Here is a 16,087-nt window from a genome sequence, read left to right on the forward strand (position 1 = left end):
ACATTGTGTCCATCGGCCGCCTCCGAGCGGCAACATGTTTTCCGTACCGAAGGGAGCCTGGGACGGTGCGACACATGGCGTACGTACCCGGCGTCGCGCTCCTCGCAGCGCTCGCCGTCGGCTGTAGTGCCGGCGCCGACGGCAGCGCGGGCGGCGCCGACAGCAAGCCGGGCAGCCCCACCGTCACCACCGCGCCCCCGGGCAAGTACAAGACCCTGCCCGCGCCCTGCCGCGCCGTACCGAACTCCACGCTCAAGGACCTGCTGCCGGGCGTCGCGGAGCTGTCCCGGCAGCAGCAGGAGAAGGTGCTGCGGGGGTCGGCGACCATCACGTACGACATCGACCGCAAGGTCGGTTGCAGTTGGAAGTCCGATGCGCCGGACTCCTCCCGGAACCTGTCGATCGACTTCGAGCGCGTGGTGTCGTACGACCCCGCCGTGAGCGACGACGACCGCGCCCGCTCCCTGTACGTGAAGAAGGAGAACGCGGCCGAGCTGTCGGGGAGGGCCACCCCCGGCGGGCCCCCCGAGAAGGGCGCGACGAAGGACGCGACGAAGAGCGCGGAAGGGGAGGCGGAGGGGACCCCGAAGCCCGGCGACGGCCAGGAGTCGACGGACCCCTCCGCCTCCCCCGGCGCCCCGGGCAGCACCGGCGAGGACCTCCGGCCGCGCGTGCTCGAAGGGCTCGGGGACGCCGCGTTCCTGGACGATCTCCCCACCCGGGCAGGTTCCACCGCACAGCACCGCACGGTGAGCGTGGTATTCCGCACATCGAACGTGATCGTGACCGTCCGGTACGGCGAGCAGCCGGCCCTCGTCACCAAGGTGCCCGACAGCAAGGAACTGCAGGACAAGGCCCAGGCACTGGCCCGGAAGCTGGCCGAGGTGATCAGCCGGTAGGGCCGCCCACGAGGCCTCCGGGCGGCCGGTTCGCGGGCGGCCGGGGCCCCTGGCCGAGGCGCCGCGGGGCCGCCGCCCGTCGTAACGTGGCACCACGAACGAGACCCACGTGCCGTCCGAGTGAAGGAACCATGCACCGATCAGCTCCGCGACTGTCCCGCATACTCGCCTGCGCCGCCGTTCCGGTGATGCTCGTAGCCGCCGGCTGCTCCTCGGACTCCGGATCCGGCTCCGACGACGCCAAGAAGAGCGCGGACTCCTCCTCGTCCGCCGCCGCCGAGCCCACGAAGCCCGCGGTCGAGCCGGCGAAGTTCACCGACCTGCCCGACGCGTGCTCCTCGATCGCGAAGAAGACCGTCGAGGACCTGGTGCCCGACGCCAAGAAGAAGGGCGGCACCGCGGGCCGCTCCAGCGACCTCTCGATGCGTGGCAGCTGCTCGTGGAACGGGCTGGAGGACAAGGGCGTCAACGGCTCGCAGTACCGCTGGCTCTCCGCCGCCTTCACCCGCTTCGACTCCGACCAGTCGCTGGGCAGCGGCGCCGACCGCGCCACCGAGGACTACACGAAGCAGATCGCCAAGGAGAAGGCGAGCGAGGGCGCGGAGAAGCTCGCCGCGGCCGCCGCCCCCGGCATCGGCGACGAGGCGACGGCGATCACGTACAAGCTCAACAAGACGGACGAGGACTTCGAGTACGCCACGGTCGTGGCCCGCACGGGCAATGTCGTCATCACCCTGACGTACAACGGCGCGGGCTACGCGGGGGCGAAGACCCCGACCGCCGCGGACATCCTCAAGGGCGCCCAGAAGGCGGCGAAGGAGGCGGTCACCGCGGTCGGCGCCACCGCCGGTTCCGGCAGCGCGGAGGCCGGTCCGTCGGCCGGGGACGCCGAGAAGGACGAGAAGAAGGACGAGCCTCAGGCCACGCCCAAGTCGTGACCTGAGCGGGCCCGGAGAGCCGAACTCCCAGGCCCCGCACCGTTTTCCGGAGCCCGGCCCTCCTCCGAGGTCCGGGCTCCGCCCCTCCCCACGCAACGCGACTCGCACACATGTGCCAGGCTGTGCCAGCGCCGGACGTCGGATGCCGGACGGAGAGAAGAAGTCGGGAAGGGGAGCGCCGGTGGCCGCCATGCAGCTGACACGCACGCACCGGATACTCATCGGAGTCGTCGTCGCGGGTGCGGTGATCATCGCCGCGATCGGGTTCGCGGGCTCCTACGCGGCCGTGCGCGAGCTGGCCGAGGCCAAGGGGTTCGGGCAGTTCTCCCTGGTCTTCCCGATCGGTATCGACGCAGGGATCTGTGTCCTGCTCGCCCTGGACCTGCTGCTGACGTGGATGCGGATCCCGTTCCCGCTGCTGCGCCAGACGGCGTGGCTGCTGACCGCCGCGACCATCGCGTTCAACGGCGCCGCCTCCTGGCCCGATCCGCTCGGCACCGCGATGCACGCGGTGATCCCGGTCCTGTTCGTCGTCTCGGTGGAGGCCGCCCGGCACGCGGTGGGCCGGATCGCGGACATCACGGCCGACAAGCACATGGAGGGCGTGCGCCTCACGCGCTGGCTGCTCTCCCCCATACCGACGTTCAAGCTGTGGCGGCGCATGAAGCTGTGGGAGCTGCGCAGTTACGAGCAGGTCATCAAGCTCGAACAGGAGCGGCTGATCTACCAGGCCCGCCTCCAGGCCCGGTTCGGCCGCAACTGGCGCCGCAAGGCCCCGGTCGAGTCGATGATGCCGCTTCGGCTGGCGAAGTACGGCGTCCCGCTCGCCGAGACCGCCCCGGCCGGGCTCGCCGCCGCCGGGATCGAGCCCGCTCTCCTGCCGCCCGCCCCGAAGGCCGAACTGCCCTACGAGCCGCAGCGCGGGCAGGGGCGGGAGCCGAGCCAGGAGCAGGGTCACGAGCAGGGGCGCGGGGAGCGGGAGCCGCAGCAGGAGCAGGCCCAGCAGCACCCGGAACAGCAGCAGCACCCGCAGCAGCAGCCTCACCCGCAGCCGTCGCTCCAGAAGCAGACGCCCCAGCAGGCCCAGCAGCAGCCCCAGCTCCAGCAGCAACTCCCCCAGCAGCAGGCCCCGGAGACCCAGCAGCAACTCCCCCAGCAGGCCCCGGAGACCCAGCAGCTCCCGCCGACCCACGACAGCCCCTGGTTCGCCGCCCAGAAGCTGCCGGAGGGCCCGCAGGCGAGCGCGTACGACCCGGAGCACGCCGAGGGGCTGGAGCCCACGCCCGCCGCCGTCCCCCTGGGCCCCGGCCGCACCCGCCCCCTCGGCAACGTCGGCACGATCGGCGCGGTCCCGCACCCCCGCCGCGAAGAGCTCCCCGAGGAGCCCGACGAGCCGGCGCGGCCCGTACAGCAGGCGCGGCCCGTACAGCAGGCGCGGCCCGTCGCGGAGGAGCCGGCCGCCGTCTCCGAGGAGGCGCCTCAGCTGGAGCCGTGGTCCCAGGAGGACGAGGACTTCGCCAACCGGGCCTACGAGGAGTTCAGCTCGTACACGGACCAGGAGGGCCAGTACCCGAACGTCGAGACCCTCGACATCCACCTGGCCGACCGTCACGACGTGCACCACCCGCGCTCGACCGAGCTGCTCCAGCACCTGATGCCGCAGTTCAGGGCCCACTACATGCAGCGGGTGACGGCCGACCAGAGCGCCTGAGGCGCCGCGTACACACGTACGAACGACAGGGGCCGCCGCCCGGAAGAACCCCTCCCGGCCGGCGGCCCCTGTCACGTACCCGCCGCGCTACGCGCCCAGCAGCCGGCGCACCCGGTCCTCACCCACCGCGAGCAGCAGCGTGGGCAGCCGGGGCCCCGTGTCGCGGCTGACGAGCAGCCGGTAGAGCAAGGCGAAGAAGGACCGCTGGGCGGTCTTCAGCTCGGGCGTCGGCTTGGCGTCCGGCTCCAGGCCCGCCAGCACCTTCGGCACGCCGTAGACGAGCGTGGTGAGCCCGTCCAGCGACCAGTGCGAGTCCAGCCCCTCCAGGAGCAGGCGCAGCGACTCGCGGCCCTGCTCGTCCAGCGAGCCGAGCAGCTCCTTGTCGGCCTCGTCGCGGACGATGGTGCGGGCTTCGGCCGGGACCTGGGTGGTGATCCAGTTCTCGGCGCGGTCCAGACGCGGGCGGGCCTCGTCCAGCGAGGTCAGCGGGTTCTCCGGGTCCAGCTCGCTGAGGATGCGCAGGGTCTGGTCCTCGGCGCCGGCGGTGATGTCGGCGACCGAGGCGAGCGTCCGGTACGGCAGCGGGCGCGGGGTGCTGGGAAGCTCCCCGGCCGCCGTGCGGACGGCCCGCGCGTACGCGGCGGCGTCGGCGGGCAGCACCGTGGAGTCGGCGACCTTGCGGCCCAGCGAGTCCCACTCGTCGTACAGCCGCTGGATCTCCTGGTCGAAGGCGATCTTGAACGACTGGTTGGGCCTGCGGCGGGCGTAGAGCCAGCGCAGCAGCGGCGCCTCCATGATCTTCAGCGCGTCGGCCGGGGTGGGGACCCCGCCCTTGCTGGAGGACATCTTGGCCATGCCGGAGATGCCGACGAAGGCGTACATGGGCCCGATGGGCTGCACGCCGTCGAAGACCTCGCGGACGATCTGGCCGCCGACGACGAAGGACGAGCCGGGCGAGGAGTGGTCGACGCCGCTGGGCTCGAAGATCACACCCTCGTACGCCCAGCGCATCGGCCAGTCGACCTTCCAGACCAGCTTGCCGCGGTTGAACTCGTTCAGCCGGACCGTCTCGGCGAAGCCGCACGCCGAGCAGGTGTAGTTCAGCTCGGTGGTGTCGTCGTCGTAGGAGGTGACGACGGTGAGGTCCTTCTCGCAGTTGCCGCAGTACGGCTTGTACGGGAAGTAGCCGGCGCTGTTGCCGCTGCCGTCGTCCTCGTCGGCGGCGCCGGAGCCCTCGGCGGCCTCCAGCTCGGCCTCGTCGGCCTTCTTCTGCTGCTGCGGCTTCTTCTTCTGGGACGCGGAACCGGCCGCCGGGTCCTTCTTCGTCCGGTAGCGGTCGAGCACGGCGTCGATGTCACCGCGGTGCTTCATCGCGTGCAGGATCTGCTCGCGGTAGGTCCCCGCGGTGTACTGCTCCGTCTGGCTGATTCCCTCGTACTCGACGCCCAGCTCGTCCAGGGCGGCCGTCATGGCGGCCTTGAAGTGCTCGGCCCAGTTCGGGTACGCGGAGCCGGCCGGGGCGGGCACCGAGGTCAGCGGCTTGCCGATGTGCTCGGCCCAGGACTCGTCCACGCCCGGGACCCCGTTCGGGACCTTGCGGTAGCGGTCGTAGTCGTCCCAGGAGATCAGGTGGCGCACGGTGTGCCCGCGGCGGCGGATCTCGTCGGCGACCAGGTGCGGGGTCATGACCTCGCGGAGGTTGCCGAGGTGGATCGGGCCCGACGGGGAAAGACCGGAGGCGACGACGACCGGTTTGCCAGGCGCACGACGCTCCGATTCGGCGATGACATCGTCCGCGAAGCGGGAGACCCAGTCGGTCTCGGTGCTGGTCTGACTCTCGGCCACGGTCGGCACGTCCTTCTCTCGTGTTAGGTCCCGGTGGGGCAGGGACCATTCTCCCAGCTACCCCCCGCAGCGCGAAAACGGCTTTGTGCCGGGTGTAAACCCCTTTACGTCGGGCGTAAACCGCTTTACACCCCGTGGGATACTGGGGAGATCCCCTGTACTCCTACGGAAACGGCAGCCAGCCCATGGCCTCGGTCACTTCCCTCGCTTCCACGCTCCAGCAGCAGCTGGCGGACGCCCTGACGGCAGCTCTGCCGGATGCCGGCGCCGCGGACCCGCTGCTGCGCCGAAGCGACCGGGCCGACTTCCAGGCCAACGGCATCCTGGCCCTCGCCAAGAAGCTGAAGGGCAACCCCCGCGAGCTCGCGGGCCAGGTCACCGCCGCCCTTCCGGCGGGCGAGCTGATCAAGGACATCGAGGTCTCGGGCCCCGGCTTCCTCAACATCACGCTCGCTGACAGGGCGATCGTCGAGACGCTGGCCGCGCGGGCCGCCGACACCGAGGGCCGCCTCGGCGTGCCGGTGGACGCGGCGGCCGGGACCACGGTCATCGACTACGCCCAGCCGAACGTGGCCAAGGAGATGCACGTCGGCCACCTGCGCTCGGCGGTCATCGGCGACGCGATGGTCAGGATCCTGGAGTTCACCGGCGAGAACGTGGTCCGGCGCCACCACATCGGCGACTGGGGCACCCAGTTCGGCATGCTCATCCAGTATCTGACCGAGCACCCGGGCGCCCTGAAGCGCGAGGGCGACGCGGCGGACGGCGAGGCGGCGATGTCGACGCTGAACCGCGTCTACAAGGCGTCGCGTGCCCTGTTCGACTCCGACGAGGAGTTCAAGGCGCGCTCGCGGGACCGGGTGGTGGCCCTCCAGGCCGGGGACCCGCAGACGCTGGAGCTGTGGCAGGGCTTCGTCGACGAGTCGAAGATCTACTTCCACTCCGTCTTCGACAAGCTCGACATGGAGGTCCGCGACCCCGACATCGTCGGTGAGTCCGGCTACAACGACATGCTGGAGGAGACCTGCCGCATCCTGGAGGAGACGGGGGTCGCCGTCCGCTCCGAGGGTGCGCTGTGCGTGTTCTTCGACGATGTGAAGGGCCCGGACGGCAACAAGGTCCCGCTCATCGTGAAGAAGACGAACGGCGGCTACGGCTACGCGGCCACCGACCTCTCCGCGATCCGCGACCGGGTCCAGGACCTGAAGGCCGACACCCTGCTGTACGTGGTGGACGCGCGGCAGTCGCTGCACTTCAAGATGGTCTTCGAGACGGCCCGCCGGGCGGGGTGGCTGAACGAGGACGTGCAGGCCGTCCAGCTCGCCTTCGGCACGGTCCTCGGCAAGGACGGCAAGCCGTTCAAGACCCGTGAGGGCGAGACCGTGCGGCTGGAGGACCTCCTCGACGAGGCGGTCTCCCGGGCCACGGCGGTCGTCCGGGAGAAGGCCGACAAGGTCGGGCTCTCCGAGGACGAGATCGTGGAGAACGGCCGGTACGTGGGCATCGGCGCCGTGAAGTACGCCGACCTGTCGACCTCCGCCGTGCGGGACTACAAGTTCGACCTGGACCAGATGGTGTCGCTGAACGGCGACACGTCGGTGTACCTCCAGTACGCGTACGCGCGGATCCGGTCGATCCTGCGCAAGGCGGGCGACGCGGTCCCGGCCGCCCACCCGGAGCTGGCGCTGGCCCCGGCGGAGCGCGCGCTCGGCCTGCACCTGGACCAGTTCGGCGAGGTGCTCGGCGAGGTCGCCTCGGGGTACGAGCCGCACAAGCTGGCCGCGTATCTGTACCAGCTGGCCTCGCACCTGACCACGTTCTACGACCAGTGCCAGGTGCTCAGCCCGGACAACGCGCCCGAGGTCGTCGAGAACCGCCTCTTCCTGGTGGACCTCACCGCCCGGACCCTGCACCAGGGCATGGGGCTGCTGGGCATCCGGACGCCCGAGCGGCTCTGATCCCAGCGAGGCTGTACGTGACCGGCCCCGGCACCTGTGATGGTGCCGGGGCCGACCGCGTACGCAAGCGGGTACGCGGGTACGAGGGCCGATCGCGTACGCAAGCGGGTACGGGAGCCGGCCGCGTACGCAAGCGGGTACAGGGGCCGACCGCGTACGCACCCAGGCGCCGGAAGCCGACCTCGTACGTACGCACGTTCCTACGGGGTCGTCACTGCGGCCGCCCCAGCGCCCATCCCGACACGTCCGCGAGCCGTCCGCGCCAGAGCGGCAGCGAGACCGCGCTCATGGCCCCGCCGAGCAGCGTCACGTCCCGCAGGTGGATCCAGCGCGGCAGCCGGGCCGCCTCCGCCCCCTCCTGGCCGTGCAGCTCCCGTACGCCCTGGTCGACCGTCTCGGGGAACTCGGCGAGCAGGTTGGCGCCCTCCCCCTCGACCTGGCGCAGGCTCCTGGCCCACTCGGCCTTCCACTGCTCGTGGCCGATCACGTCGCCGTGCAGCAGGCCGCCGGGGTGGGTGAGGGTGAGGGGCAGGCTGGAGCGCGGGTCGCGGTCCAGGAGCTGGATGAGCAACTGGAGCTGGAGGTCGGGCAGGGGCTCGGTGATCACCGTGGCCGCCGGTGCCGGTGTCGCCGAGGTGTCGGCTGAGACGCTCATGGCCCTTCCCTTCCCATCACGGACAACGACTGGCTGACTGCCCTGTCCTCCCCGCCTGCCCGGCCGGCCCCCGGGCACACGCACGAAATCCGGCCTCGGACCTCAGAGGTGTCGGACCTCAGAGGTGCTCGTCGTCATCCCGGACTCCGGGCGCGGCCCGGTCCCCCACCGACCGGCCCGCCCCGCCCCGCCCCGGCTCCTCAACTCACCGAGCCGGCGGGCCGATCCGGCCGGGATCCCCCAAGCGAGCCCCCAAATGACTATGGTTAGCCTAACCTAACTAACGGCTCGTCTCCGGTCGTCCGAAAAGCTCCGCCCGCCTCCGGACACCCCCCACCGGGCCACACCACCGGACCGCACCGGACCCCCGGAGGACCCGTTGACATCCGCGCCACCGCTCTCCCCGCTCACCACCAGCGAAGCCCTCCCGCTCGACGGCCACCTGGTCCACCTGCCGCCCGCCCCGCCCACCGGCCTCGTCACGGCGACCGAGGTCGTCCGCGACCACCTCACCCGGCTCGGCGCCCGGTTCGGACCCGGCTCGGGCCCCCGGCACGCGGCCGGGAGCGCGGCCCCGGCGCGGGGCCGGTACGCCACGACCGGCCCGCAGACCGTCATCGGCCTCAGCGGACCGCACCACGCCCCGGGCACGGACCTCACCCTGCGGGGCTGGCCCGCCGGGGACCCGACGCCGTTCGACGAGACCACCGCCCAGGCCGCCACCGGGCTCATGGCCCTCCACGGCCGGGCCAACGGCGGCCCGCGCCCGCTCGGCACCGACTACCTGGGCACCCTCGCCGGAACCGTCGCCACCCAGGCCCTGCTGGCCGCCGCCCTCTCCGGCCTGCGCGGCACCCCGGTCCGCACGGCCCGGGTCAGCGTGGTGGAGGCCGCCCTCTTCTCCCTCGGGCCGTACATGGCCGCCGCGACGGCCGGGGACGAGCCGGAGGAGGTACCGACCCCGCCCTACCGGCGCACCGCCCGGCCGCCGTTCGTCTCGGCGGACGGGGTCCGGTTCGAGGTGGAGGCGCTGGAGGTCCGGCCCTGGCGCGACTTCTGGAAGGCGGCCGGCGCCCCCGCCAAGGACATCGCCAACAGCTGGCGGGCGTTCGCCGCGCGGTCCACCCGGGCCGCGTCCCCGCTGATCACGACCCTCGCCCGGTGCGCGGCCCGCCACCGGTACGCCGAACTCGTCCTGCTCGCCGAACGGACCGGGATGGGCATCTGCGCCCTGCGCACCCCGACGGACCGGCGGGCCGACAGCGACGTACGGTACGACGACGACCCCTGGGAGCTGCGTGAACTCCCCCGGGACGAGGGCCTGCCGGCGCCCCGCCACCACCGGGGAGCCCGCCCCGGCTCCCTCCCGCTCCCCCTCACCGGCCTCACCGTCGTCGAGTCCACCCGGCACGTCCAGGGCCCGCTGGCCACCTCCGTACTCCGGGCCCTCGGGGCGCACGTGATCCGGATCGAGCCGCCGGGCGGCGACCCCTCGCGCCGGGCGGCCCCGTTCGCGGGCGGTGTCTCGGCCCGGTTCGCGGTGCTCAACGCGGGCAAGGAGGTCCGCGAGATCGACATCCGTACGGCGGCGGGCCGCCGCGCGGTCGCGGAGACCGTGGCCGAGGCGGACGTCTTCCTGCACACCTGGGCCCCGGGCGAGGCGGCCCGGCTCCGGCTCGACGAGGAGGACCTGGCCCGCGTCCACCCCGGGCTGATCTACGCCTGGGCCTCCGCCTGGGACCGCTCACCCGACGGACCGCGCCCACCGGGGACGGACCCGATGGTCCAGGCGTGGTCGGGCGTCGCCGACACCGTACGGACGCCCGACGGGAACCCGGCCCCCTCGCTGGTGACCCTGCTGGACATCCTGGGCGGCCAGCTGGCGGCCGAGTCCGTCCTGGCGGCCCTGCTGGCCCGCGAGTCGGGGGCGGCGACGGGCCGCCTGCGCGTCGACTCCTCGCTGCTCGGCGCCTCCCGGGTGCTGCTGCGGCCCCTGCTGCGCGGCCTGGACGAAACCCCGGGGAGCCGTCCGGCGCCGCCCGGTCTCGTCGCGCCGACCGCCGACGGCCTGATCGCGGTCGGAGCGGCGGCGGGGACGATCCCGTCCGTGACCGGGGGCGGACCGCACGGCGGCACGAACGGCGGCACGGGCGGCGGCACGAACGGCGGCATGAACGGCGGCACGGACGGCAGGGGTTCGTCCGTCGACCCGACCGACAGAGGGCTGTCCGCCGCGACGCCCGGCGCCGGGGCGTCCGGCGCCGGGCCGTCCGGCGGCGCCACGAAGACCACCACCACCGCCGCCGCCCTCGCGACGTTCGCCGCCGCCCCCTCCAGCACCTGGGTCAAGCGCCTCCACGCGGCAGGGGTCCCCGCCCGCGAGGTGGTCACCGACCTCGCCGCGCTCCCCCAGGACCCCGCGCTCGCCCCGTACTTCACCCACGACGGCTGCGCCCGGCCCACACCCCCCTGGAGCTTCTCGTGACCGCCGCGTCCACCGTCACCGGCGCCTGAAACGGGGCCCGGCCGCTGCCACGGACAGCGGCCGGGCCCTCTTGCACCCGTCAACCTGCCAGGTGCGGCTCCCACTTCACCTCGTCGTTGCCGTACGTGTACATCGGCCGCCCCCGCATACCGCTCGTACGGAACGGCTTCCCGTGGTCGTCGATCCGCAGCATCCCCTCGCGCCCGCCGCTGCTCCACTTCAGCTCCAGGTACCAGGTGACGTCGTACCCCTGGGCCTTCATGTCGAGGTTGAAGACCTCCACGTCCTCGGACGACACCTTGAACGGGAACGGCACGGCCGGAATCGTCCGGTCCCCCTGCGACCCCGGGACCGGGGTGATGACGGGGTGCCCGGAGTCCAGGTCGGACGCGAAGGTCTGCGGGGCGATGCCGCTGCCGCAGCCGTTGCCCATCAGGTACGCCGACCAGGGCAGCGGCGCCTTGCGGGACAGCACCCGCACGTACAGGCCCTTCAGGACGACCGCCTCGCGCGAGGTGCCCTGCACGGTCAGCTGGAGCAGCATGTTCCCGGCGTCCACCCCGCCGTACGACTCGGCCCAGCCCCGCCGGTCCTGCGGCGGGGGCGGCGAGGACACGCTCTTCGGCTCCCGGTCCAGCAGGTAGAACTGCCCGCAGGGCTCGTCCCAGTTGTACGAGGAGATGGTGACGGCCGGCGGTGCGCCGAGACCCGTACCGCCCTCCTGCGGCTGATCCGTACCGGGGGCGGTGGGCGCACCGGACTCCCCCGAGGGCTCGGCCGACGGCTCGCCGGACGACTCCGGCGGGGAGGGGCTCTCGGAGGGGGAGGCCGGGGACTCGGAGGGCCGGGGCAGGGCGGAGGCGGAGGCGGGCGGGACGAAGGTGCCGTCGTTCGCCCACTCGACCCGGCCCTGAGCGCCCGCGCCGCCCTCCGCCCGCCCCCCGACGAGATCGGCGGCGACGACGGAGGCGGGCACGAGGAGCGCGGCGACCCCGGCGGCGGCGATGAGGACCCGCGTACGCCGGGAGAGCCGGGCCCACCGGGAGGGGCCACCGGCCACCGCGTCACCGGCGGACACCGCACCGGCACCGGCCGTGGCCCCAGGAGTACCGGGCTCCGGCGCGGGCTCCGGCGCACGCGCCACCGAAGCAGCGGAAGCAGCGGAAGCAGCGGAAGCAGCAGGAACATCAGGAACAGCCGAAGCGGGGCCCGACTCCGTAGCCGGACCCACCACCGGAGCCCGAGCCGGCCCTTCAGCCCCTGCCCCCGCCCCCGCACCCGTCCCCGCAGGCCGCCGCCGGGCCGCGTCCGCCACGATCCACCGCCGGTGCACCTCCACCAGCTCGTCGCCCGCCGCCCCGCACAGCCGGGCGAACCGCTCGACCGGGGCGTACTCGTTGGGCACGGCGTCACCGTTGCAGTACCGGTGGAGCGTCGACGTGCTGACGTGCAGTCTCCCGGCCAGTACCCCGTAGCTGCGCCCCGAACGGTCCTTCAGATCCTTGAGCAGGGCCGCGAAATGCTCGGCCTCCGGCGTCGCCACGACGGCGTTCCCCTCCTTGGTCCGTCCCGGAACGGCGTTCCAGGGACGCGGAATTCCCGCAGGTCACCGTAGGCCTAGACGTTCCAGCATCCCCAATGGTTCGCCGGGCGTTGCGGCCGGAATCAGCCACCCCGCAAGCTCGGACCAGACCGCAGCACCGACCGACGTACCGAACACGGGGAGTACCACCGCCATGCGCACCAACCGCATCCGCACCACCGCACTCGCCGCCACCGCACTCGTGGCCGCCCTCTCGCTGACCGCCTGTGGCGGCGGCGGGACGGACACCGCGACGGCCCCGGCGGCCTCGTCGGACCCGGCCTCGTCGGCGCCCGCCGCGACGAGCACCGACGCCACGCCGGAGTCCACCGCTCCGGAGACGCCGGAATCCCCCGCTCCGCCGACCGGGGCCCCCACCGGGAGCGCCTCCACGCCCGCCCAGGGCAAGCACGCCGGCGGCAACGGGAACGGCACCGCCCACAACGGCACCGAGAAGGCCACCCCGGCCTCCGCCGCGCCCCGCACCACCTGCACGGCCGCGAACACCCAGGTGACCGTCGTCAAGGTGAGCCGCCCCATCAACCACCTGCTGCTCACCCTGAAGAACACCGGCTCCGGCCTCTGCGACGCCTACTACGCGCCCCGTCTCGGCTTCGACGGCGCCCAGTCCGTCTTCCCGATCCTGGAGAGCAGCAAGCCGCAGGCCGTGGTCACGCTCGCCCCCGGAGAGGAGGCGTACGCGGGCATCGGCCTCACCGGCGAACCCGGACAGAGCAAGGTCCACCAGGGCACGAACCTGTCCGTGTACTTCGCCAAGCGCGACGGCTCGACGTACGACACGCCCGTCAACCTCAAGCTCCCGGCCGAGACCTACTGGGACGACAACGGCTTCGTCACCTACTGGCAGTCGGACCGGGCGACCGCGCTCACCTTCTGATCAGCCGCCGGTCCGCCGGGCCGCCGCGTCGCCCTACAGAAGCTGACGCGTGACCTGTACGTACGGGTCACGCGTCGGCCTCGTCGGCCTCGTCGGCCTCGTCGGCCTCCTCGGCCTCCTCGGCGGAGTGCCGGTCGATCTCCCGGCCGGCGTTGTCAGTGGGCCCGCCTATGGTCTCCTCCATGGCGACGCTCCCGAATTTCCTGCCCCGTCTGGCCGCCTCCGGCCTGGACCTCCCGCCCGGCTCCCTGGTGGACGCCACGCTGGACGGCCCCTGGCACGAACCGCTGCTGTGGTACGCGGACGGCCCGGCCGCTCCTCGCGACTGGAGCGCCCTGCGCACGGCCGGACGGCGGCTGGGGCTGCTGCCGGTGCTGGTCAGCGGCGGACCGCGCGACCAGTGGCCCGAGGAGTGGGACCTGTGCCCGGAGCTGACGACGTACCCCGGTGACCACGAGGCCGACGAGGTGCTGGCGGGGTACTGGACGGAGTACGCGGACGACGAGGTGGGCGACGGCGGGGCGCGGGGCGAGGAGGCGGAGCGCTCCCCCGGCTCCTGGCCCGGTCTCGCCCCGGCCCCGGCGGAGGGGTCCGGTGAGGACCCGGACGAGGCGGCCGCCGGCCTGGCGGGCGTGATCACGGCCGACCCGGACGGTTGGCTCGGCGGGGCCCGCATGGCCCTCGTCCCGGCCCGTCGCAGCGCGGACATACCGGCGGCGATCGGCTGGTCGGGCCCGATGAACCACGAGAACGACGTGGCCCGGCTCTGCGCGGTGCTCCGCTCCTGGGAGGACCGCTACGACGCCCGGGTCGTGGTGCTCGGCTTCGACACGATGACCGTCTCCGTGGGACGCCCGCCGACCACCCTGGAGGAGGCCCGCGCCCTGGCCGCCGAGCACTACGCGTTCTGCCCGGACAACATCGACCAGTCCCCGCCGTACGACCTGGACGTGTACGCGGAGAAGCGCCTGCTGGACCAGGAGGTGTGGTCGTTCTGGTGGGACTGACCACGGGCCGACCGACCGGGCAGAGGCCGGGCCCCGACCGGACCCAGCCCGGACCTCGACCCGGACCCCAGCCCGGACCTCAGGCCAGGGCTCAACCCCGACCTCAGCCCCAACCTCAACCTCACCCCAAGCCCCAGCCCCAGCCCCAGCCCCAGGACACGCGTACAAGCGGGCGCATACCAGCGGGCGACTGAGCCCCGGTACTCATGCGACCGACCGGCAGCCGAGGTTGACTCGTGCGCATGCCCGACACGACACGCGACCCGCGCGCCTGGATCGCCCCGCTGATCTCCACGCTCGTCACCCTGCCGATGGGACTCATCGCCCTGTTCATCGGCGGGCTCACCCCGATGGCGTGCGACTCCTGCAACGGCGCCGAGGCCGACCGCTTCGACGCGAGCTTCGCCCCCGCGTGGACCGTCCTGTGCGTGGGTCTGCTCCTCGCCCTGATCCTGCTGATCGCGAGCTGGGCGGCCCCCTGGCAACTGCGCAACGCCGCCCGGCGTGTGGGCCTGGCGCTGGCCGCGCCCGCCACCGTGGTGGTCACTTTCGTAGCATTCATGGCACTGGTCGACTGGCCCTGACAGAAAGTGTCCACCCCCATGAACGACACACACCCCCCGACCACGGCAGCGGCGGCAGCGGCCGAAGCCGCCGAACGCCTGATAGCCGAGTACCGCGCGCTGCCCCCCGGCAGCGACCGCAAGCGCGAGATCATCACCGAACTGGACGCCAACGCCCAGGCGTTGCCGTTCCTCGTCTCGGTGGTCGCCGACGCCGATGAGTACGACCTCGCCCGGGTCGAGAGCGCCACCGTCCTGCGCGTCTGGCCCCCGGCCGACCCCGACCTCCGCCGCCGTGCGGGCCGCGCCCTGCTCACCGCCCTGCGGGAGCCGGAGGAGGACCTGGTCCGCCAGTACGCGGCGATGTCGCTGGCGCCCTACACCTCCGACCCGCTCGTCGCGATGGCCCTGGACTCCACCGCGCGCGCCGACCAGGACCCGCTCGTACGGGACAGCGCCCGGTTCTCCATCAAGGAGGCCCACCGGCTCCAGGAGACCGGAGCCGGCCTCCCCTGAAACCCGTCCCGCCCCGCTCAGCGCTGCGGGTCGCGCCCCAGCCACTGGGCGGCCTCGGTCGCCCAGTAGGTGAGGATCATCTGCGCCCCGGCCCGCCGGATACCGGTCAGGCTCTCCAGGATCGCCTTGTCCCGGTCGATCCAGCCCCTCTCGGCGGCGGCCTCGATCATCGCGTACTCGCCGCTGATCTGGTACGCCGCGACCGGCACGTCCACCGACCCGGCGACCTTGGCGAGGATGTCCAGATACGGTCCGGCGGGCTTCACCATGACCATGTCGGCGCCCTCCTCCAGGTCGAGCGCCAGCTCCCGCAGCGACTCCCGGGCGTTGGCCGGGTCCTGCTGGTAGGTCTTGCGGTCGCCGGTCAGCGAGGAGCCGACGGCCTCGCGGAAGGGGCCGTAGAAGGCGGAGCTGTACTTCGCGGTGTAGGCGAGGATCGACACGTCCTCGTACCCGGTCTGGTCCAGGGCGTCCCGGACCACGCCCACCTGGCCGTCCATCATGCCGCTGGGGCCCACCACATGGGCCCCGGCGTCCGCCTGGACCTGGGCCATCTCCGCGTACCGCTCCAGGGTCGCGTCGTTGTCCACCCGCCCGTCGGCCGTCAGGACCCCGCAGTGGCCGTGGTCGGTGTACTCGTCCAGGCACAGGTCCGACATGACGACCAGGTCGTCCCCGACCTCCTCGCGCACCGCCCGCAGCCCGAGCTGGAGGATGCCGTCGGGGTCGGTGCCCGCCGTGCCCCGGGCGTCCTTCTTCGCGTCCTCCGGAACGCCGAAGAGCATGATCCCCGAGACCCCGGCCGTCACCGCCTCGACGGCCGCCTTCCGCAGGGTGTCCAGGGTGTGCTGGTGCACGCCGGGCATGGCCGAGATGGCGACCGGGGCGTCGATGCCCTCCCGTACGAACGCGGGGAGGATCAGGTCCGCGGGGTCGAGCCGTGTCTCGGCGACCATCCGCCGCATCGCCGGGGTCGTCCGCAGCCGCCGGGGGCGGGAGCCGGGGAAGTTTCCGTACGCAGTCATCCTTC

The 16,087-nt window shown here is 73.0% G+C and carries 13 protein-coding genes; 9 read left to right on the top strand and 4 right to left on the bottom strand.

Annotated elements, in window-relative coordinates:
- The first annotated feature begins 74 nt into the window (after positions 1–74).
- The 3 genes from AB0917_RS07700 to AB0917_RS07710 all read left to right on the top strand — a co-directional run bounded on the left by AB0917_RS07700 (position 75) and on the right by AB0917_RS07710 (position 3,548).
- Entirely contained in the window at positions 75–899 is an 825-nt protein-coding gene (locus AB0917_RS07700) for a DUF3558 domain-containing protein (protein ID WP_366818586.1), read from the top strand.
- Between the two features lie 131 nt (positions 900–1,030).
- Entirely contained in the window at positions 1,031–1,837 is an 807-nt protein-coding gene (locus AB0917_RS07705; RefSeq protein WP_366818587.1) for a DUF3558 domain-containing protein, read from the top strand.
- Between the two features lie 181 nt (positions 1,838–2,018).
- The gene (locus AB0917_RS07710; RefSeq protein WP_366818588.1) at positions 2,019–3,548 is read left to right on the top strand and encodes a DUF2637 domain-containing protein; all 1,530 of its coding nucleotides are present in this window, start codon (positions 2,019–2,021) and stop codon (positions 3,546–3,548) included.
- An 87-nt stretch (positions 3,549–3,635) separates the two neighbouring features.
- Here AB0917_RS07710 and lysS read toward each other — a convergent pair whose 3' ends face one another.
- Positions 3,636–5,402 carry a lysine--tRNA ligase gene (gene lysS, locus AB0917_RS07715; RefSeq protein WP_366818589.1) on the bottom strand — a complete coding sequence of 589 codons (1,767 nt, stop codon included), beginning with the start codon at positions 5,400–5,402 and terminating at the stop codon, positions 3,636–3,638.
- 176 nt (positions 5,403–5,578) lie between these two features.
- Between lysS and argS the strand changes: the two genes are divergently transcribed.
- Positions 5,579–7,351: an arginine--tRNA ligase gene (gene argS, locus AB0917_RS07720; protein WP_366818590.1), complete on the top strand. Its 1,773-nt coding sequence runs from the start codon at positions 5,579–5,581 to the stop codon at positions 7,349–7,351.
- Between the two features lie 211 nt (positions 7,352–7,562).
- Here argS and AB0917_RS07725 read toward each other — a convergent pair whose 3' ends face one another.
- On the bottom strand, positions 7,563–8,006 hold the full coding sequence (locus tag AB0917_RS07725) for a hypothetical protein (RefSeq protein WP_366818591.1): 444 nt from the start codon (positions 8,004–8,006) through the stop codon (positions 7,563–7,565).
- Positions 8,007–8,385: 379 nt separating this feature from the next.
- Between AB0917_RS07725 and AB0917_RS07730 the strand changes: the two genes are divergently transcribed.
- A complete protein-coding gene (locus tag AB0917_RS07730) occupies positions 8,386–10,491 on the top strand; it encodes a CoA transferase (RefSeq protein WP_366818592.1) in 2,106 nt (701 codons plus the stop codon).
- A 79-nt stretch (positions 10,492–10,570) separates the two neighbouring features.
- Here the strand turns inward: AB0917_RS07730 and AB0917_RS07735 are convergent, their stop codons facing one another.
- Positions 10,571–12,034, bottom strand: a complete 1,464-nt coding sequence (locus AB0917_RS07735; protein WP_366818593.1) for a helix-turn-helix transcriptional regulator — start codon at positions 12,032–12,034, stop codon at positions 10,571–10,573.
- A gap of 193 nt (positions 12,035–12,227) precedes the next feature.
- Here AB0917_RS07735 and AB0917_RS07740 point away from each other — a divergent pair, with 193 nt between their 5' ends.
- The 4 genes from AB0917_RS07740 to AB0917_RS07755 all read left to right on the top strand — a co-directional run bounded on the left by AB0917_RS07740 (position 12,228) and on the right by AB0917_RS07755 (position 15,057).
- Positions 12,228–12,971, top strand: coding sequence for a DUF4232 domain-containing protein (locus AB0917_RS07740; RefSeq protein WP_366818594.1), 744 nt, complete (start codon positions 12,228–12,230; stop codon positions 12,969–12,971).
- A gap of 182 nt (positions 12,972–13,153) precedes the next feature.
- A complete protein-coding gene (locus tag AB0917_RS07745) occupies positions 13,154–13,978 on the top strand; it encodes a DUF4253 domain-containing protein (RefSeq protein WP_366818595.1) in 825 nt (274 codons plus the stop codon).
- A 242-nt stretch (positions 13,979–14,220) separates the two neighbouring features.
- Entirely contained in the window at positions 14,221–14,562 is a 342-nt protein-coding gene (locus tag AB0917_RS07750; RefSeq protein WP_366818596.1) for a hypothetical protein, read from the top strand.
- An 18-nt stretch (positions 14,563–14,580) separates the two neighbouring features.
- Positions 14,581–15,057, top strand: a complete 477-nt coding sequence (locus AB0917_RS07755; protein WP_366818597.1) for a hypothetical protein — start codon at positions 14,581–14,583, stop codon at positions 15,055–15,057.
- 17 nt (positions 15,058–15,074) lie between these two features.
- Here AB0917_RS07755 and hemB read toward each other — a convergent pair whose 3' ends face one another.
- Positions 15,075–16,082: a porphobilinogen synthase gene (hemB, locus tag AB0917_RS07760; protein WP_366818598.1), complete on the bottom strand. Its 1,008-nt coding sequence runs from the start codon at positions 16,080–16,082 to the stop codon at positions 15,075–15,077.
- Positions 16,083–16,087: the final 5 nt, after the last annotated feature.

It is taken from the genome of Streptomyces sp. NPDC007346 (assembly GCF_040703535.1).
Lineage (GTDB): Bacteria > Actinomycetota > Actinomycetes > Streptomycetales > Streptomycetaceae > Streptomyces.

Coding starts and splice junctions, on each gene's coding strand:
- argS (WP_366818590.1), top strand. CDS start 5,579: ATGGCCTCGGTCACTTCCCTCGCTTCCACGCTCCAGCAGCAGCTGGCG.
- AB0917_RS07745 (WP_366818595.1), top strand. CDS start 13,154: ATGGCGACGCTCCCGAATTTCCTGCCCCGTCTGGCCGCCTCCGGCCTG.
- AB0917_RS07705 (WP_366818587.1), top strand. CDS start 1,031: ATGCACCGATCAGCTCCGCGACTGTCCCGCATACTCGCCTGCGCCGCC.
- AB0917_RS07755 (WP_366818597.1), top strand. CDS start 14,581: ATGAACGACACACACCCCCCGACCACGGCAGCGGCGGCAGCGGCCGAA.
- hemB (WP_366818598.1), bottom strand. CDS start 16,082: ATGACTGCGTACGGAAACTTCCCCGGCTCCCGCCCCCGGCGGCTGCGG.
- AB0917_RS07700 (WP_366818586.1), top strand. CDS start 75: ATGGCGTACGTACCCGGCGTCGCGCTCCTCGCAGCGCTCGCCGTCGGC.
- AB0917_RS07725 (WP_366818591.1), bottom strand. CDS start 8,006: ATGAGCGTCTCAGCCGACACCTCGGCGACACCGGCACCGGCGGCCACG.
- AB0917_RS07740 (WP_366818594.1), top strand. CDS start 12,228: ATGCGCACCAACCGCATCCGCACCACCGCACTCGCCGCCACCGCACTC.
- AB0917_RS07750 (WP_366818596.1), top strand. CDS start 14,221: ATGCCCGACACGACACGCGACCCGCGCGCCTGGATCGCCCCGCTGATC.